Raw genomic sequence first — 15,240 nt, 5'->3', positions numbered from 1 at the left:
CCTATTTCTCTCCCCTTAACCTCCTTATAGTATCAAGAGCGAGACGAATATCGTCCGGGTCGATTCCGCTGTCTTGGGCTTCCTTGGCGTAGGACAGGTATATGCCCTTCAAATCGCTATAAGGATTTTTCTTTTCTTCTGGCTCCTCTTTTCCGGTCATTAAATAGTCAAGGGACACCCCAAAATAATCAGCTACCCTTTTGCCTATCTCTGGGCTGACTAAATTTTTTTTGCTTTTCCATGTGCTGATAGTGGATTGAGATATGCCAGTCTCTTTGCAAAATTTGTATGCAGTGATATTGTATTTCTGTAAAAGTTGCTCAAATATTTCATACATTTTTATTCACCTTTCACAAAAAAGCAATACTTCGCAGAAACGTTTTAAAAAACCTTGACTGATTCTGCCGTAAGTGCTATAGTATAGACATGCTTCGGAAGAACGAATCAAAAATAAAAAACGCTTCGTATGAAAGATGCTTTATTAAATTGATATACTTCATTCGACAAATAAAGTATATCATATCTCCGAAGTAAATACAATACTAAAAGGAAAGGTGGTGTATTTTTTTGTATGAAAAATTTGAGAGATTGCTTTCTGAAAGAAATCTCACATCTTACAAAGTGTCTCTTGCTACAGGTATCGCCCAATCATCTTTATCCGATTGGAAACGAGGCGTAAGCAAACCAAAAGTTGATAAGCTTCAAATCCTTGCTGATTACTTTGGTGTTCCGCTTGATTATTTTTTGAAAGAATAAGAACGTATGTTTGCTCTGCGTGCTGTAATTGTACTCCCTTCAACATAAGATGTCAATAGGGAGGGGATGGAAAGGAGGGGTGATTTATGGTAACGATACAGGTACCAAATTATTGCACTATTACTGAGGTATGCAAGAAATTTGGTTTTACTTATTATACAGTATCATATTGGTTAGACCATAACCTGGTGAAGTGGATACCGGCTGGATCTAAAAAGCTGATCAACATGGAGGATCTTGATCTTTTTTTAAATGGAGAGAAGGGGGCAAATGCTAATGAGTAAAGCAGATATCCAGTACATGCCCCTCACGACAGACCCGGCCCGGAATAATCATGATCTAACCACAGAACTTACACAGGCCAACATCTGGCTGGCCGGAGGGCTGGATGAGGAGCGGAGGAAGCAGATGGAGTCAGAGCATTGGAGGATGGCCCTGGCGGTCATGCTGGCAGTGACGGTTACGCTTCTGGTCCTTACCTGGACCGGGTACATACCTATATGAAGGGGGTGAGCATAGTGAAGATATTAATACCCGGGAGCAAACTCAACTCACAGGAGCAGCTTGATATGGCAAAATATCTGGTCAAGGCTGGGTATGCCGTTAGTATCACCAAGGGTAAAAGCCAAAATGGTAAGGTTATTACCTATATTAATTACAACATGGTGGAGGTGCAGGATGAGCAGACACAGAAATGGGACAAACCGTGCGGCAGCAGCCCTGGGGCTTAATCCCTATGGGTGGGGAAACGGAAAGGCAAGAAAAAGGCCGAGGGAGGTGCGAACTCCGGTCGGCCAGTATGATAAAACATCACAACCTTATTATAAAGGAGAACCGGAGGAATGGCAAGCATGAGGATATCAAAAATCAAGATTAAGAACTTATTTGGGATAAAGGAGTACGAGGCCAATGGACAGAGCGTTGAACTGGATGGAAGGAATGGAGCTGGTAAGACTTCCGTGATTGACGCAATCCGGTACGGTCTCACGAACAAATCTGGCCGTGACTACATAGTAAGGGACGGAGAAACTGAGGGGGAAATCCTCATTGAGACTGACGATGGTATACGGATTAACCGTAAAGCCCGTACCGCACAGGCAGATTATAAGAGTGTGAAGAAAGACGGCTATGAGGTAGGAAGCCCGGAGACTTTTCTGCGGGACATCTTTACCCCCCTTCAGCTTTCTCCGGTTGAATTCATGGAGATGGATAGGAAACAGCAGAACGCCATCATTCTGGATATGATTGAGTACCCATGGGACATGAACAAGATACGGGAATGGTTTGGTGAGATACCTGACTGGGTTTCCTATGACCAGAACATTCTCCAGGTACTCAACGACATCCAGGCGGAAAATGGATGGTACTTCCAGCACCGGCAGGATATTAACCGGGACATAAGGAATAAGAGGGCTTTCATCGCGGATATTTCCGATACAATCCCGGCAGGATACGAGGCGGACCGCTGGGAACGCGAGAATGTTGGGGAGCTCTACCGGGAGATTGAAAAAATCCGTAAGGATAATGAGACCATAGACAAGGCAAAAAGGATGCTGGAGAACAGGAGCAACAAACTGAGGGCTTATGAAGCTGACCGGGAAATTGAGATATCTGCCATCGAGAAGGAGTTTGCACGGCGTGAGACTGGGCTCAAGGAACAGATTGCCTCACTGGAGGAACAGATACGCTCTTGCAAAAAAGAGCTGTCCGGTCTTGGGGAAAAGAAACAGGACAAGATTGATTTGGCTGAACAGACATATAAAGCCAATGTATCAAAATATGATGCAGAGCTGTCACAGTACGAAGAGTATGCCACTAAGGAGCCCGGAAGTACCACGGAGCTGATGGAAAAGGCAGAGTATGCTGAGCAGATGAAAGGCCACCTGAATGAATACCGCCGCATGGAATCCCTCCAGGGGGAGGTGTCGAAGCTGTCAGAAGAAGCAAAGTCCCTGACGGATAGGATTGAGAAGGCCAGGTCCCTTCCTGGGGAAATCCTGCAGGAGGCCAGGATACCGATTGATGGGCTTACGGTCAAGAATGGAATCCCGTTAATTCACGGGCTTCCCATCAGTAACCTGTCTGATGGAGAAAAACTGGACCTGTGCATTGATGTGGCAATACAGAAACCGAATGGTCTGCAAATCATACTGATTGACGGGGTGGAAAAGCTGTCAACCGACATGCGGAATGAACTTTACCGCAAGTGTAAGGACAAGGGGCTGCAGTTTATCGCAACACGCACAACTGATGATGCGGATTTGACTGTTGTGGAATTGTAGGAGGATGACAATGGAAGAAATAGTGGTGAATGACCAGAAGCATGAGGTGGCAACACCGTTTTCAAACTCACAGAGTTTCCAGAAATTATATGACATAGGGAAGATGTTCGCGTCTTCATCCCTTGTTCCGGCAGCATATCAAGGGAAGCCAATGGATTGTACAATTGCTGTTGACATGGCGAACAGGATGAATGTCAACCCCATGTTCGTGATGCAGAACCTGTATGTAGTGAAAGGGAAACCATCGTGGAGCGGACAGGCCTGCATGAGCATGATAAGGGCCTGCCATGAATTCAAAGACGCACGTCCTGTATACACGGGTGAACCATATACAGATACCTGGGGATGCTATATCCAGGCGGAGGACAGGAAGACAGGGGAAATCATCAACGGGACAGAGGTGACCATACAGATGGCGAAGGCTGAGGAATGGTACGGAAAGCCCGGGAGCAAATGGAAGACCATGCCTAAGCAGATGCTTGCCTATCGTGCGGCTGCCTTCTTTGCCAGGGTATATATTCCGAATGCCCTTATGGGGTGTCACGTTGAAGGGGAAGCAGATGACATGACGAAAGGGGATAAGCCTGCCATGGTTGACCCCTTCATACCACCAGAAGGAGAGGAGCGCTTTAAATGATATTGACAGCAGAGAACTATTACAGCCAGGAGGCCAACCAGGCTTACATGTCGGTCAGCCAATATAAGGAATTCTGTGGCAGCATGGGTAAAATCCCATGCGAGGCCCAGGCCCTTGCGAAATTACGTGGGGAATGGGAGATGGAGAAGACCGTGGCACTTATGGTCGGGGCGTATGTGGATGCCCACTTTGAGGGGACACTCAACCTCTTTAAGGCCCAGAATCCAGAAATCTTCACGAAACAGGGTGTGCTAAAGACGGAATACCGTCATGCGGAGGAAATCATCAACCGGATAGAACGGGATGAATATTTCATGAAGTACATGGGGGGCCAGAAGCAGGTCATCATGACCGGGGAGATAGGTGGGACGCTCTGGAAGGTCAAACTGGACAGCTTCATCCCGGATGTATGCATCGTGGACCTGAAAGTCATGAAGTCCATCCGCGATACATTCTGGGTACGTGATGTAGGATACATGGATTTTGTTCAGTACTGGGGTTATGACATCCAAGGCGCCGTGTATCAGGAGATTGTCCGCCAGAACACAGGCAAGACATTGCCGTTCTTCATTGCCGTGGCAAGTAAAGAGAAGGAGCCTGATATAGAAATCATTGGGATTGATGATGCACACCTGCAGGAAAAATTAATTGAGGTGCAGAGCAATGTTGCAAAAATCAATGCATTGAAGGCCGGTGAGTTTGAGCCTTTGCGGTGTGAGATGTGTGATTACTGTAAGCATACAAAGGTGCTCACACACCCCATCCATTATTCTGAGCTTATGACGGAGGTGTAAAGTGCCAGGGATTGTGACGGAGTATAATAACATTTGCATTTTTTGTGGTAAGCCAACAAATATAGAACATCATCTCATTTATGGGAATGGCCGCAGGAAGTTAGCGGATGAAGATGGATTGATAGTCCCTTGCTGTGCAGACTGTCATACCTTGGGTAGGAATACTGAGAAAATCCATGGGAACCCAAAGGCTGAGAAGATGTCGAAGATGATGGGGCAGCTTGCCTATGAGGCATATATTGGGAACCGTGAAAATTTTCGGAGAAGATATGGGGAGAGCTATCTATGAAATTCATTATTTCAGGAACTTATTACAAGGACAGGACATTTCCGGGTCTGAATGAGTACATAGCGGAGCTTGGGAGGAACCCACATGCAGGCGGCCGGCTTAAACGTGATTATATGATGGTTGCCAGCAATGCCATCAGGAGGGATTTGAAGCGGTATAAGGCCAATGGTCCGGTCATCCTCCATTACAGTTTCTATGAGCCAGCAAAAGGACGTAGGCGTGACGTGATGAATGTCTTTTCCTTTGCGGACAAGGTGATTGAGGATGCCCTGGTGAAATGCGGAGTTCTGAGTGATGATGACCCGTCCCATATGAAGAACACCACACACGAGTTTGAATACACATCCGGGGTGCCTCGCATTGAAGTGACGATAGAGGAGCTTTAAGGAGGGAATCATGTATGGATGGACACATCAAACTGTTTCGTAAGTTTCTGGATTGGGGATGGTATCAGGATATCAACACGAAGGTGCTGTTCATCCATATGCTCCTTAAGGCCAACTGGAAGGATGGAAAATTCATGGGCACAACGGTTCCGCGTGGTTCCTTTGTATCGTCTATCAAGAACCTTGCATATGAGACAGGGCTTACAGAACGGGAGGTTAGGACCGGAATTTCCCACCTAAAAACGACAGGCGAAGTGACAAGCAAGGCGACAAACAAATATAGCGTATTTACAATAAAAAACTATGATTTGTATCAGTCAGATGACAGGCAGGATGACACCCAGGCGACAGGCGAGCGACATTCTAACGACAAACGAACGACAACAATAGAAGAAAGAAATAAAGAAATAAAGAAAGAAGATAATATATATAGTGCATCCGATGACAGGAAACAGCAGGCATCTGCCTTGTTTGAAACCCTGTGGAAATTGTATCCATGCAAGAAGGGGAAAGGGCAAGTATCCGATACCCAGAAACAGAAGCTTCTAAAGGTTGGGAAGGATGAGCTTATGAGGTCAATTGAACGGTACAAGGATGACCTTAGGCGGGATGCGTCCTGGAGAAAACCGCAGAACGGAAGCACGTTCTTCAACAGCGGATATGTGGATTATCTGGATGCAAATTATGTAGGAGGTGGAAATGGTGGACCCGTTGCAGGAAATGGTCAACCGCATACAGGGGGAACGCAGAAGTACGATGCTGACTACCTCGAAGGAGCCGGAGAAGGATTTACCGGTTTCTGATATCTGCCCCGTATGTCATGGGAGCGGCTGGATATACTGGCGAGATAACAATGGCATTGAGTATGGCCGGAGATGTGGATGTGGATTGGTAGAGCGCCAGATTATGGAACGTAAGCTGGAGTTCGCAAACATCCCTGAGGCATTCAAGACGCTGGATATACGGTCCTTCAGGCTGGATGTATACCGCAATGAGGGCAGCAGAAAGGCGATTGCTAATACATGCGCTGCCATAAAATATTACCTGGACAACCTGGAAGGTATGCGTAAGGACGGGATGGGGCTGTACTTATATTCCGGGACTAAAGGGTCAGGCAAGACACGGATGGCCGCAAGCATAGCAAACGAGATGGTCAGTACATACAGGATGCAGGTTAAGTTTGCTGGTTCCATGCAGATTATCAACGAGATAAAGGCCACATGGGATGACAAAGACAGAAGTGAGAGCGACCTACTAAGGGCATTGTCCACGGTCCAGGTCCTGGTGATAGATGATTTTGGCACTGAGCTGCCAAAGGACTGGATTGGAGAGCGATTTTATAGCATTATTAATGGCCGATATCAGGACAAGCTGATTACCATATACACCAGTAATCTGTGCCTACAGGATTTGAGATACGATGACAGGATAACAAACAGAATTAAGGAGCGTACCTTCCAGCTGCCATTCCCAGAAGAATCGGTTAGGGACTTGATAGCGGAGCAGAACAGGAAGGCGCTTATAGACGGAATGAGAGGAAGATGATTGATATGGGGAAACCAAATGAGAGGAGTGCATTGTTTTTAGATCGGTCTTACATAGACCGAAAATTTGCGGAACTGAGAGCGGATATGATAACCGTTATGGAAGCTAAGTTCCGGGCAGTACAGAACAATCAGGAGAAAATTATTAAGCTTCTGGAAAGGGATGATGATAAGCCCAGAAAACAGGAAACCATATCGGAAGCATATACCTGGAAGATTGAGATACGCCGCAGGGTGGATAGGATGGTTAAGGACTACCCGGAACTGTATTCAGATTTCAACAATGTTCTGACCCGAATATATCGGAAAATGCGTGACGTATATGGCTTTGTATCGGAACAGGCCATTAAGGATTATAAGTACGCTACAGGGGCTGAGAAAGCCTCATGCCTGGAGGTGATATCCGAAGATGAAAAACTGCGATCATTGTTTGAGCCTATCCTCTCTAACCTGGAGGAGGACAGCCGTAAGGAGATGGAGCGGCGCCGGATGGCCCAGGAGGCGGAGATGGGAAAGACCAGACAGGAAATTATACAGCCGCTTATTGATGCCAGAGGAGATACAACAAATTTTGGATGCGCCACATACGTTGTGGTGAAGGCCAGATTAAGAAAAAATAAGGTCAATTATGAGGATTACGAGTCCGAATATAGGAAAAGGACAGGAATCAAGCGTAAGGTAACTAATGGTGAGTTGATTGACAACATCCCAGCCCTAAAACGTGAATTTGCAAAGGCTGTTGGGGAGATCCTGGCAGAGATACATAAGGGAGAAGCATCGGAATGAAAGATGATCAATGTGCAGAAAAATCTGAACGTCAAAGGATGGCAGCAATAAAAGACATGGAAAAACATCCATCGCCCATGACACAAGCATATCTACGTCCAGCCTATGATAGGACGGAAATATGCCCGGATCATTCCAGACGTCCAAGTAATCAAAATGCCCATTTAGAAAAGGAGTGAATGAAAGGTGATACAAATTGACGGACAATGGGAAAACATCCAGACATGGGAAGATTGCATAAGAATCATGTCGGACAAGATAGGGCCGGAATTTGCAGCCGAAGCGGATAAACTGTTTGGATATCGGAAAATAACGAAGGACAGCTTAAAATCAGTAATACCAGATTTCCAGGATGCAATCAATGATCTGGATAGCGCGCTGGATACCTTAAGAGAGATAAGAGATGAGATGGACTAAACACAGATTTAGAGGAGGAAGCAGAATGGGAAGACTAATTGATTCGGATGATGTAAAAAAACTGCTTATTGCAAGATATGAGGGAGAAGAGTACATAATCGAGGATATAAGAAAAATTCCAACCGCAAAAACAGAGAATAAGTGGGTTCCGGTTGAAAGGGACCTTCCTCCGTGTGGAGAGATAGTACACGTTACGGTTAGACGTGGATATGTTGAAGTTGGATATTATGATGATGTTAGAGAAGAATGGTGGAAGGTTGATGATGAAGGACTTCTTGATGTGATTGCATGGCATCCAGCACCGGATCCATATAAGGAGGCAGAGGGATGAAGGGATATAGACCAAAACTCGTTGAAGGACGGGTAAACAGCACTGGATGGCCGATAGATGGGTATGTAGTAGCGTTAACGTTATGGGATTATGACAACTACGAGATGTATCATCTGTTCAGCTGGCCGGATGAATCGGACGATGCAATGATGCGAACTATGTACCAGACAGAAGAGGAAGCCGGATTTTTGCTGGCTGATAGTTTGGAAGAGTTTGAACAGCAGTGGAAGGCTGGAGAGTGGGATGCTCAAGGATCATTCTGCATTCCGCTCGATAAAGTGGAGGTTATTAAGGTAATCTGGGAAGAGGAAAAAGAACATGATTATGGGGAGCGAGGAGGGAAAGCATGGGAAGAGCATTGAAACGGGTGCCATTAAATTTTGATTGGCCCCTTAATACAATATGGTATGGATATTATTCCAATTATTGTCATGACAGTGATTATAGCGCGGGAGGTTGCGATAACTGTAAACGGTTTGCGACCTTAAAGGGAATTGCTTTAACAAGTTATGGTTGCCCAGATTTTGAGCCGTTTCTAGGTCCACCAAAAGGAGAAGGTTTTCAGCTTTGGGAAACCACAACGGAAGGTAGCCCGGTAAGCCCAGTTTTTGAAACACTGGACGAGCTTTGTGAATGGTGTGAAAGTAACTATACAGTTTTTGCTGATATGAAAGTCAGTAAAGAACAGTGGAAAGAAATGCTGGATGCTGATTTTGTACATGCGAAAGTAGGAAATGCAGTATTCATCTAAATCGCTATTTAAGCAATTAAAGAAATAGAAAGTAAAACAGTCCTGGCCGGGTAAAGTGATCACTTTCTGAATGGTAAAATTACAGGATTTACCAGTCAATACATTAGCGCTGGTGAGCGATAATAGTAATTATTCATTTTAGGAGGTACCTATGAAAGTATGTTGGTTTAGCACCGGAGTATCGTCTTTTGTGGCGTGTTACTTGGCTAAGGATATTGATAAAATTATTTACACTCATGTCGAAAATCAACATCCTGATAGTCTGAGATTTTTGAAGGATTGCGAGGCGATTTTGGGAAGAAAGATTGAGCCTATACAATCAGATAAATACAAAGATGTGGATGATGTAATTGAAAATACCAGATGCATAAACACAGCTTTTGGAGCACCCTGCACTAAATGGTTGAAAAAACAGGTACGCAGAGACTGGGAGGCAGCGAATCCAGACCATCATACATATGTGTGGGGTTATGATGTGAATGAGATGCACAGAGCAGACGCAGTTGTTAAAGCGCTTTCTGACTACGACCATGAGTTCCCGTTGATTGAGAATGGATTGACAAAAGCAGAGTGCCACGGGATAGCCGATAAACTGGGGCTGAAACGCCCAGTAATGTATGACATGGGGTATCCAAACAACAACTGCATTGGTTGCGTAAAAGGCGGCATGGGATACTGGAATAAGATTCGGATTGATTTCCCGGAGGTATTTGAACGCCGGGCTAGGCAGGAGAGGGAGATAGGGCATAGTTGTATCGGGGGAGTATATCTGGACGAGTTAGACCCGAACCGTGGAAGGATGGACCTGGAGGTTATGGAAGACTGTACGATAGCCTGCCAATTACTTAGCCAGGGGATAGGCTGGATAAATGACTGAAAGGAAATATTGTATTAAACGATGAAAATTAGAATTTTGAGGTATTGGTATGATTAAAAACAAAGAGCTGTTGGGGATTATTGAAACAAAGAAACGGGAAAAAAGCTGCGAAAATTGTAGGCACTGCAATCTACAAGCATTCCATAGGGGGCAGTGGTATTGCAATAAGATAAGTGTTTTTGATGTTCCAGTGGAAACAAAAAAATGTTTTGAAGATTAGTATCTGGAGGATAAAGAATGATACCAGAAGACAGAAGAAAGATATATATGTAAATATTGCATATATTGTGAATGTGAGAAAGAAACAGAAGGAATGGTAATTTGTAATGTTGATATAAGAGAACAGGTGGATGTTAATCACCCAAGTTGCTACTGCTTTGATTATGATGATACTTTTAAGAGATATTAAGTTTTCCAGAGGTAGAAAATATGAAATTTATAAAAAATGGTGGTTTGTATGAAACAGATAAAAGTAATGAATGTAAAATTTCAAAAATCACAGAAGATGAAAAGATAATGACAATATCGGTTGTTGTGCCTAAGGATTTTAACGGAACTTATTGCCAAAAATGTCCGATATGGTGTGACAGTATATCTTGTTCTGTAATTGGAATTTGTCCGTTAAATGATAATCAGCAGTATTAACATTTAAACGATGAAAGGAGGACGGAGTTGCGGCCGCATAAAATCCGGGTTTCTCCTTTCAGATATGAAAATTTTAGTAGCATGTGAGGAATCGCAGTCGGTAACGAATGAGTTACGAAGGTTAGGACATGAAGCTTACAGTTGTGATATAGAATCCTGTTCTGGTGGGCATCCAGAGTGGCATTTACAGGTGGATGCCTTGGAGTTGCTGAAAATACAGTGGGATATGATTATTGCTTTTCCGCCGTGTACATATTTAAGCAATGCAGGGGCTTGCCGCTTATATCCTAGAAAGGGACAGCTTGACCAGGAACGATATAAAAAGGGGCTGGCGGCAAAAGAGTTTTTTCTGCACTTCCTGAATGCTGACTGTCCGAAGATAGCTGTGGAAAACCCAGTGTCAAGTACAGTGTTCCGCATGCCCCCACATAGCCAGGAAATTCAACCTTGGCAGTTCGGACATCGCTACACAAAAAAAACGAGGTTGTGGTTGCGGGGGCTTCCACCGTTAGTGCCAACAGATATTGTTACTCCGATAGGGCCATATGTGCCGGCCGGAACCGGTAGAAAAGACAGGAGCAAATACGGGGCAGCAAAACGCGGAGAGGATGCTAAAAATAGAGCAAAGACGTTTCCTGGGATAGCCCATGCAATGGCAGAGCAATGGGCTGGACAGAACGTAAATTAGCATTTCCGGGAGACCGGAGAAAGGAAAATATGAAACCGAAAGATGCAATAGAATTGCTAAAGGGTATGCAAAATCCATTACAGGATTATGCAGAGATGGTTGGTGCTCCAACGTGGTCTTATGGGTGTCGGTATGTATATCCAGACCCTGAAGATTATGCTATCGAAGAAGCGATTAATACCCTAGAAAAAATCCCGCAAGTTATTTCCGATTTGACGTATTATTTGGACACCAATGAAGAAAATGGAGTTGTTTATATTCCAAAGTTCGTTGTTGAGAAGATATTAGCATTACTAAACTTGGATCAGGAGAATTAGAATTTTTCGGAAGGAGACAGCAATGACGGTAAGGGAATTAATTGCGCTGTTGAAAAAAGCGCCGCCAGACGATATTGTCCTGGCAGATATAGAGCAGAAAGACAGCATAGCAGAACGTAATAAGTACCTCATCCAGCTTTTTATGATTAAAAAACGGAATCTTAAGCGCGGTACAATGGAAGGATACCTGGGAGCAATTAAGCGGCTGATTACGGTCATTAATAATAAATCATTGGACCAGGTGGATGAAACGGATATAGAGTGGTATTTGGCTCAGTATGAACGGCGCGAAGGACTATCATCGAAGTATTCCGCAGCACTGGTGCCAGGGTGGGAGAGATTGCAGAGATCACCTTAGAGCAGGTTAATCTGGAAACAGGAGACATCTGGATCCGGGGCGAGAAGGGCGGGAAATATCGGACCCTTTATCTGGATGATGATGCCAGACATTACTATAAGATGTACCTAGAAACGCGGACAGATGATAGTCCATATATGTTCACCCGTACCAGAAAACCCTATGGTAAGATGACCACATGCTCATACCGGAGCATAATGAAGGCCATAGGAAGAAGGGCCGGTCTTACCTGTAGGGTGTATCCACATAAAATGAGGAAAACCCTGGGGATGAACCTCAAAAACAAGGGTGTGGATATAGGAACCATCCAGGAGGTCCTGGGACATGCCAGCCCGGCAGTTACATCGCAGTATTATGCACAGTCAACGCCACATACCCTTAGGAGCGTCAGGGAGCGCGTGGCTGTATAGGAGGAGTTAGAAATTGAAGATTACAAAAAAGAGGTTAGATAATTATCGTAATAAACTTAGGTGGGATATTATCTGTCTGGAATTTGAACTGTCAGAGATGATAAGTACAGATGCAGGAATGGGGAATAGCACTATCCTCGATTATCGGGATGGATATCCAAAACCTCAAAGTATTGTTGGGTTTGATCGTGAAAAGTATACAAGGAAGGAGAATCTGCTCAAGAGAAAAAAAAAGGAGGCCGAAGAAATTAAGGCATGGTTGGAAGCAATAGAAGATGGGCAGACACGGACTGTATTTAAACTATGGTATATGGATCGGCTAACATGGAAGGCAATTGCAAAGAAAATTGGAATGCCGCAGAATGAGGATTTTCCTCGTAAATGTATAAGGGATGCGTATTTAAAAAAACTAGGCGTAAAATAGCGATTTTCCGTTTTTTCCGCCAATTCCGTTTTATAATATAATTAGGCCAAAAGGCAAGTGCCTACGGCCTTTCCCCCTACTAAACAAAACGCGGCTGCTGGGCATTATATCCTGGTAGCTGCGTTTTGCTTATTTTGGTGTATCCATTTTTCATTTTTCCCCGGCACCTGAAACTTAGGGTGCCCGGGACCTCCTCCATTCATTGTTGGATAAAATTACCATATGCATATATAACTCAATAAATTATAATACCATAAGAAAAGGGGGATCATCATGAAACTGACAGAGCGAGAAACACAGATATATCAATACATCCTTGATTACACACAGGAGCACATGTGTGCACCCACAATCCGGGAAATAGGAAAGGCTGTGGGGCTAAAATCCACATCATCTGTGGCAACGAATCTGATGCACCTGGAAGCTAAAGGAATGATAGAGGTGGGACAAGATTCGCCCAGAGCAATACGGCTGGTTGGGTATAGCATCGTTCCCAATTCTATGATCGAGGAGCTGAATAAACTGAGGGTAGTTATAAAGGGCATCTGAGAAATCAGGTGTCCTTTAATATATTATCAAGGAGGAATAGACATGGAAGAGAAAGCAATGAAATCATTGCTGGGAGTTAAGCCAGCGAGGATTGTGATTACTGACAGGAACCTTGACCTTACTAAGGCAATATGGGAACGCACCATGCAGGAGAAAATAACTGCTGCGGATTACCGTTTGATGGCCATATGGGCATCGGAAATAACACTGAACTGCAACATGATGTTGGCATTGGATAAAACAGTGAAGATGATGGGGGAGTAGCGTAGCATAAAGCGAGTAAAGGAGGTGAGCCTGATGGCGAAAGGAAAATTTGAATACTGGTTAACACCGGAAGGCTTGCTGAAATTGGAAGCTTGGGCGAGAGACGGTTTAATTGATGAGCAGATAGCAGAGAACGCCGGAATTACCACATCAACGTTATATGAGTGGAAAAAGAAGTATCCGGATATATCGGAGGCCTTAAAAAAGGGAAAAGAGATTGTTGACATCCAGGTTGAGAATGCACTGCTTAAGAGAGCACTTGGATATTCATACAAGGAAACCAAGACAGAGGAAACGGCCGATGGAGATAAGGTCACAGTCACGGTCAAGGAGGTTGTGCCAGATACCACAGCACAGATATTCTGGCTGAAGAACCGGAGACCGGATAGGTGGCGGGATAAGCAGGACATTGAGCACAGCGGGCAGATAGGAGGGGTGATGATAATTGATGACATCCCAAAGCCGGACACAAGTTAGGCTATCTGACCTGATAGCCCCTTCCTTCTATGGACTTCACCGGGATATTGCAGAACATCGGCATACCCATTATAAGCTGGCTGGCGGCCGTGGCTCTACTAAGTCATCGTTCATCAGTGTGGAAATCCCTCTTGGGATGATGCAGGACCCGCAGGCAAATGCCATTGCAATGCGTAAGGTCGGGCGGTTTCTGGAGGAGTCAGTATTCCAGCAGCTTATCTGGGCAATTAATGTACTTGGTGTTGCGGATGACTGGAAGATAAGATATTCCCCGTTAAGCCTGACATACATACCGTTTGGTAATAAGATAATCTTCCGTGGAGCGGATGACCCGCAGAAGATAAAATCCGTGAAGCTGGCGAATGGATATTTTAAGTATATCTGGTTCGAAGAGCGGGCGGAGTTTGACGGCGAGGAAGAGGAACGAACAATACTTCAGTCGCTGATGCGTGGCGGTTCAGAGTATTTTGTTTTCTATTCCTGGAATCCGCCTAAATCTTTGAATAACTGGGTGAACCAAGATATCCTTCAGAGTAGGGAAGATACAATCGTCCACCATAGCGATTACAGGTCAGTACCACCTGAATGGCTGGGAGAACAGTTCTTTATCGAAGCAGAATCGTTGAAGGAGACAAAGCCGAAGGCATACGAACATGAATATCTTGGAATTGCCACAGGTACAGGCGGGCAGGTATTTGATAATGTGACAGTCAGGCCCATCACAGAGGAAGAAATGGCGCGGTTCGACCGGATTTATCAGGGGTTGGATTTTGGTTTCGGCGCTGACCCGGCAGCATATGAAAAAATGCATTATGACAGGACGCGAAAGCGTCTTTTTCTGTTTGGTGAAGTGTACGGAACCCGGATGGGGAATACCAGGCTGGCTGGCAAGATTATAAAGTATAATCCGCTTAATAAAGTGGTAACAGCGGACAGCGAGGACCCCAGGGCAATTGATGCATTGAATGAATTGGGATTACGGGTAGTAGGAGCAAGGAAGGGGCCAGGCTCAGTGGACTTTGGAATGGAGTTCCTGGCAGATGAAGTCAATGAAATCATCATTGACCAGCATCGTTGCCCGAATGCCGCAAGGGAATTCACCGGGTATGAGTTGGAGCAGGATAAGAATGGGAACTTCAAAGGCAGTTATCCGGGCAAGGATAACCATACCATTGATGCAGTACGGTATGCGCTGGAAGATGTAATGACAAACAGGAAGGCAAAGGTCAGGAAGAAATCCGATTACGGTTTACATTGA

General features: G+C 44.8%; 29 protein-coding genes. 28 read left to right on the top strand and 1 reads right to left on the bottom strand.

The genetic code is table 11. The features are described from left to right. Position 1: 1 nt before the first annotated feature. On the bottom strand, positions 2–337 hold the full coding sequence (locus tag HMPREF9469_RS31230; protein ID WP_007861247.1) for a helix-turn-helix domain-containing protein: 336 nt from the start codon (positions 335–337) through the stop codon (positions 2–4). 230 nt (positions 338–567) lie between these two features. On the opposite strand from HMPREF9469_RS31230, the gene HMPREF9469_RS31225 reads away from it, so the two are divergent. The 28 genes from HMPREF9469_RS31225 (at position 568) to HMPREF9469_RS09115 (ending at position 15,240) form a co-directional block, all read left to right on the top strand. Beyond that, entirely contained in the window at positions 568–756 is a 189-nt protein-coding gene (locus tag HMPREF9469_RS31225) for a helix-turn-helix domain-containing protein (RefSeq protein ID WP_082197727.1), read from the top strand. An 86-nt stretch (positions 757–842) separates the two neighbouring features. After that, complete coding sequence (locus HMPREF9469_RS09235) at positions 843–1,040, top strand: MerR family transcriptional regulator (protein ID WP_007861246.1); 198 nt, start codon at positions 843–845, stop codon at positions 1,038–1,040. After that, positions 1,033–1,260, top strand: a complete 228-nt coding sequence (locus HMPREF9469_RS09230; RefSeq protein ID WP_007861245.1) for a hypothetical protein — start codon at positions 1,033–1,035, stop codon at positions 1,258–1,260. Before HMPREF9469_RS09235 ends, HMPREF9469_RS09230 begins: the two co-directional genes overlap by 8 nt. A gap of 14 nt (positions 1,261–1,274) precedes the next feature. Further along, positions 1,275–1,487, top strand: coding sequence for a hypothetical protein (locus tag HMPREF9469_RS09225; RefSeq protein WP_040415228.1), 213 nt, complete (start codon positions 1,275–1,277; stop codon positions 1,485–1,487). A 120-nt stretch (positions 1,488–1,607) separates the two neighbouring features. Further along, the gene (locus HMPREF9469_RS09220; protein ID WP_157140265.1) at positions 1,608–3,038 is read left to right on the top strand and encodes an AAA family ATPase; all 1,431 of its coding nucleotides are present in this window, start codon (positions 1,608–1,610) and stop codon (positions 3,036–3,038) included. Between the two features lie 10 nt (positions 3,039–3,048). Further along, complete coding sequence (locus HMPREF9469_RS09215) at positions 3,049–3,675, top strand: hypothetical protein (RefSeq protein ID WP_007861241.1); 627 nt, start codon at positions 3,049–3,051, stop codon at positions 3,673–3,675. Continuing rightward, positions 3,672–4,469, top strand: a complete 798-nt coding sequence (locus tag HMPREF9469_RS09210) for a PD-(D/E)XK nuclease-like domain-containing protein (RefSeq protein ID WP_007861240.1) — start codon at positions 3,672–3,674, stop codon at positions 4,467–4,469. The genes HMPREF9469_RS09215 and HMPREF9469_RS09210 overlap by 4 nt, the downstream gene beginning before the upstream one ends. A 285-nt stretch (positions 4,470–4,754) precedes the next feature. After that, positions 4,755–5,144: a RusA family crossover junction endodeoxyribonuclease gene (locus tag HMPREF9469_RS09200; RefSeq protein ID WP_007861237.1), complete on the top strand. Its 390-nt coding sequence runs from the start codon at positions 4,755–4,757 to the stop codon at positions 5,142–5,144. A gap of 14 nt (positions 5,145–5,158) precedes the next feature. Next, positions 5,159–5,947, top strand: coding sequence for a hypothetical protein (locus HMPREF9469_RS09195; protein WP_007861236.1), 789 nt, complete (start codon positions 5,159–5,161; stop codon positions 5,945–5,947). A 103-nt stretch (positions 5,948–6,050) separates the two neighbouring features. Beyond that, complete coding sequence (locus HMPREF9469_RS09190; protein ID WP_227884193.1) at positions 6,051–6,689, top strand: ATP-binding protein; 639 nt, start codon at positions 6,051–6,053, stop codon at positions 6,687–6,689. Between the two features lie 5 nt (positions 6,690–6,694). Beyond that, complete coding sequence (locus HMPREF9469_RS09185) at positions 6,695–7,474, top strand: hypothetical protein (protein WP_007861233.1); 780 nt, start codon at positions 6,695–6,697, stop codon at positions 7,472–7,474. Further along, positions 7,471–7,653, top strand: coding sequence for a hypothetical protein (locus HMPREF9469_RS09180; protein WP_040415224.1), 183 nt, complete (start codon positions 7,471–7,473; stop codon positions 7,651–7,653). Before HMPREF9469_RS09185 ends, HMPREF9469_RS09180 begins: the two co-directional genes overlap by 4 nt. Before the next feature lie 7 nt (positions 7,654–7,660). Next, on the top strand, positions 7,661–7,891 hold the full coding sequence (locus HMPREF9469_RS09175; protein WP_007861232.1) for a hypothetical protein: 231 nt from the start codon (positions 7,661–7,663) through the stop codon (positions 7,889–7,891). A gap of 25 nt (positions 7,892–7,916) precedes the next feature. Then, positions 7,917–8,222, top strand: a complete 306-nt coding sequence (locus HMPREF9469_RS09170; protein WP_007861231.1) for a hypothetical protein — start codon at positions 7,917–7,919, stop codon at positions 8,220–8,222. Further along, positions 8,219–8,584, top strand: a complete 366-nt coding sequence (locus tag HMPREF9469_RS09165) for a hypothetical protein (RefSeq protein WP_007861230.1) — start codon at positions 8,219–8,221, stop codon at positions 8,582–8,584. Before HMPREF9469_RS09170 ends, HMPREF9469_RS09165 begins: the two co-directional genes overlap by 4 nt. Then, positions 8,569–8,973 carry a hypothetical protein gene (locus HMPREF9469_RS09160; protein WP_007861229.1) on the top strand — a complete coding sequence of 135 codons (405 nt, stop codon included), beginning with the start codon at positions 8,569–8,571 and terminating at the stop codon, positions 8,971–8,973. The genes HMPREF9469_RS09165 and HMPREF9469_RS09160 overlap by 16 nt, the downstream gene beginning before the upstream one ends. Before the next feature lie 151 nt (positions 8,974–9,124). Further along, positions 9,125–9,850 (top strand): hypothetical protein, encoded by a 726-nt coding sequence (locus HMPREF9469_RS09155; RefSeq protein ID WP_007861228.1) that lies wholly within the window; start codon positions 9,125–9,127, stop codon positions 9,848–9,850. 49 nt (positions 9,851–9,899) lie between these two features. Then, positions 9,900–10,070 (top strand): hypothetical protein, encoded by a 171-nt coding sequence (locus tag HMPREF9469_RS31990; RefSeq protein ID WP_007861225.1) that lies wholly within the window; start codon positions 9,900–9,902, stop codon positions 10,068–10,070. Positions 10,071–10,279: 209 nt separating this feature from the next. Then, positions 10,280–10,495, top strand: coding sequence for a hypothetical protein (locus HMPREF9469_RS31985; protein WP_007861223.1), 216 nt, complete (start codon positions 10,280–10,282; stop codon positions 10,493–10,495). A gap of 199 nt (positions 10,496–10,694) precedes the next feature. Continuing rightward, positions 10,695–11,183, top strand: coding sequence for a DNA cytosine methyltransferase (locus tag HMPREF9469_RS09150; RefSeq protein ID WP_242827901.1), 489 nt, complete (start codon positions 10,695–10,697; stop codon positions 11,181–11,183). 29 nt (positions 11,184–11,212) lie between these two features. Then, a complete protein-coding gene (locus tag HMPREF9469_RS09145; RefSeq protein WP_007861219.1) occupies positions 11,213–11,500 on the top strand; it encodes a hypothetical protein in 288 nt (95 codons plus the stop codon). Between the two features lie 22 nt (positions 11,501–11,522). Further along, positions 11,523–11,858, top strand: a complete 336-nt coding sequence (locus tag HMPREF9469_RS32905) for a phage integrase N-terminal SAM-like domain-containing protein (RefSeq protein ID WP_007861217.1) — start codon at positions 11,523–11,525, stop codon at positions 11,856–11,858. Next, complete coding sequence (locus HMPREF9469_RS32900; protein ID WP_007861215.1) at positions 11,831–12,268, top strand: tyrosine-type recombinase/integrase; 438 nt, start codon at positions 11,831–11,833, stop codon at positions 12,266–12,268. The genes HMPREF9469_RS32905 and HMPREF9469_RS32900 overlap by 28 nt, the downstream gene beginning before the upstream one ends. A 13-nt stretch (positions 12,269–12,281) precedes the next feature. Further along, positions 12,282–12,692 (top strand): hypothetical protein, encoded by a 411-nt coding sequence (locus HMPREF9469_RS09135; protein WP_007861213.1) that lies wholly within the window; start codon positions 12,282–12,284, stop codon positions 12,690–12,692. A gap of 273 nt (positions 12,693–12,965) precedes the next feature. Further along, positions 12,966–13,241: a LexA family protein gene (locus tag HMPREF9469_RS09130; RefSeq protein ID WP_007861212.1), complete on the top strand. Its 276-nt coding sequence runs from the start codon at positions 12,966–12,968 to the stop codon at positions 13,239–13,241. A gap of 42 nt (positions 13,242–13,283) precedes the next feature. Further along, on the top strand, positions 13,284–13,505 hold the full coding sequence (locus HMPREF9469_RS09125; RefSeq protein ID WP_007861209.1) for a hypothetical protein: 222 nt from the start codon (positions 13,284–13,286) through the stop codon (positions 13,503–13,505). 33 nt (positions 13,506–13,538) lie between these two features. Next, a complete protein-coding gene (locus HMPREF9469_RS09120) occupies positions 13,539–13,982 on the top strand; it encodes a transposase (RefSeq protein WP_007861208.1) in 444 nt (147 codons plus the stop codon). Then, the gene (locus tag HMPREF9469_RS09115) at positions 13,954–15,240 is read left to right on the top strand and encodes a PBSX family phage terminase large subunit (RefSeq protein ID WP_007861200.1); all 1,287 of its coding nucleotides are present in this window, start codon (positions 13,954–13,956) and stop codon (positions 15,238–15,240) included. Before HMPREF9469_RS09120 ends, HMPREF9469_RS09115 begins: the two co-directional genes overlap by 29 nt.

It is taken from the genome of [Clostridium] citroniae WAL-17108, assembly GCF_000233455.1.
GTDB lineage: Bacteria > Bacillota > Clostridia > Lachnospirales > Lachnospiraceae > Enterocloster > Enterocloster citroniae.
The sequence above is the reverse complement of the archived record's forward strand: the minus strand, read 5'-3'. Positions and strand labels throughout refer to the sequence as shown.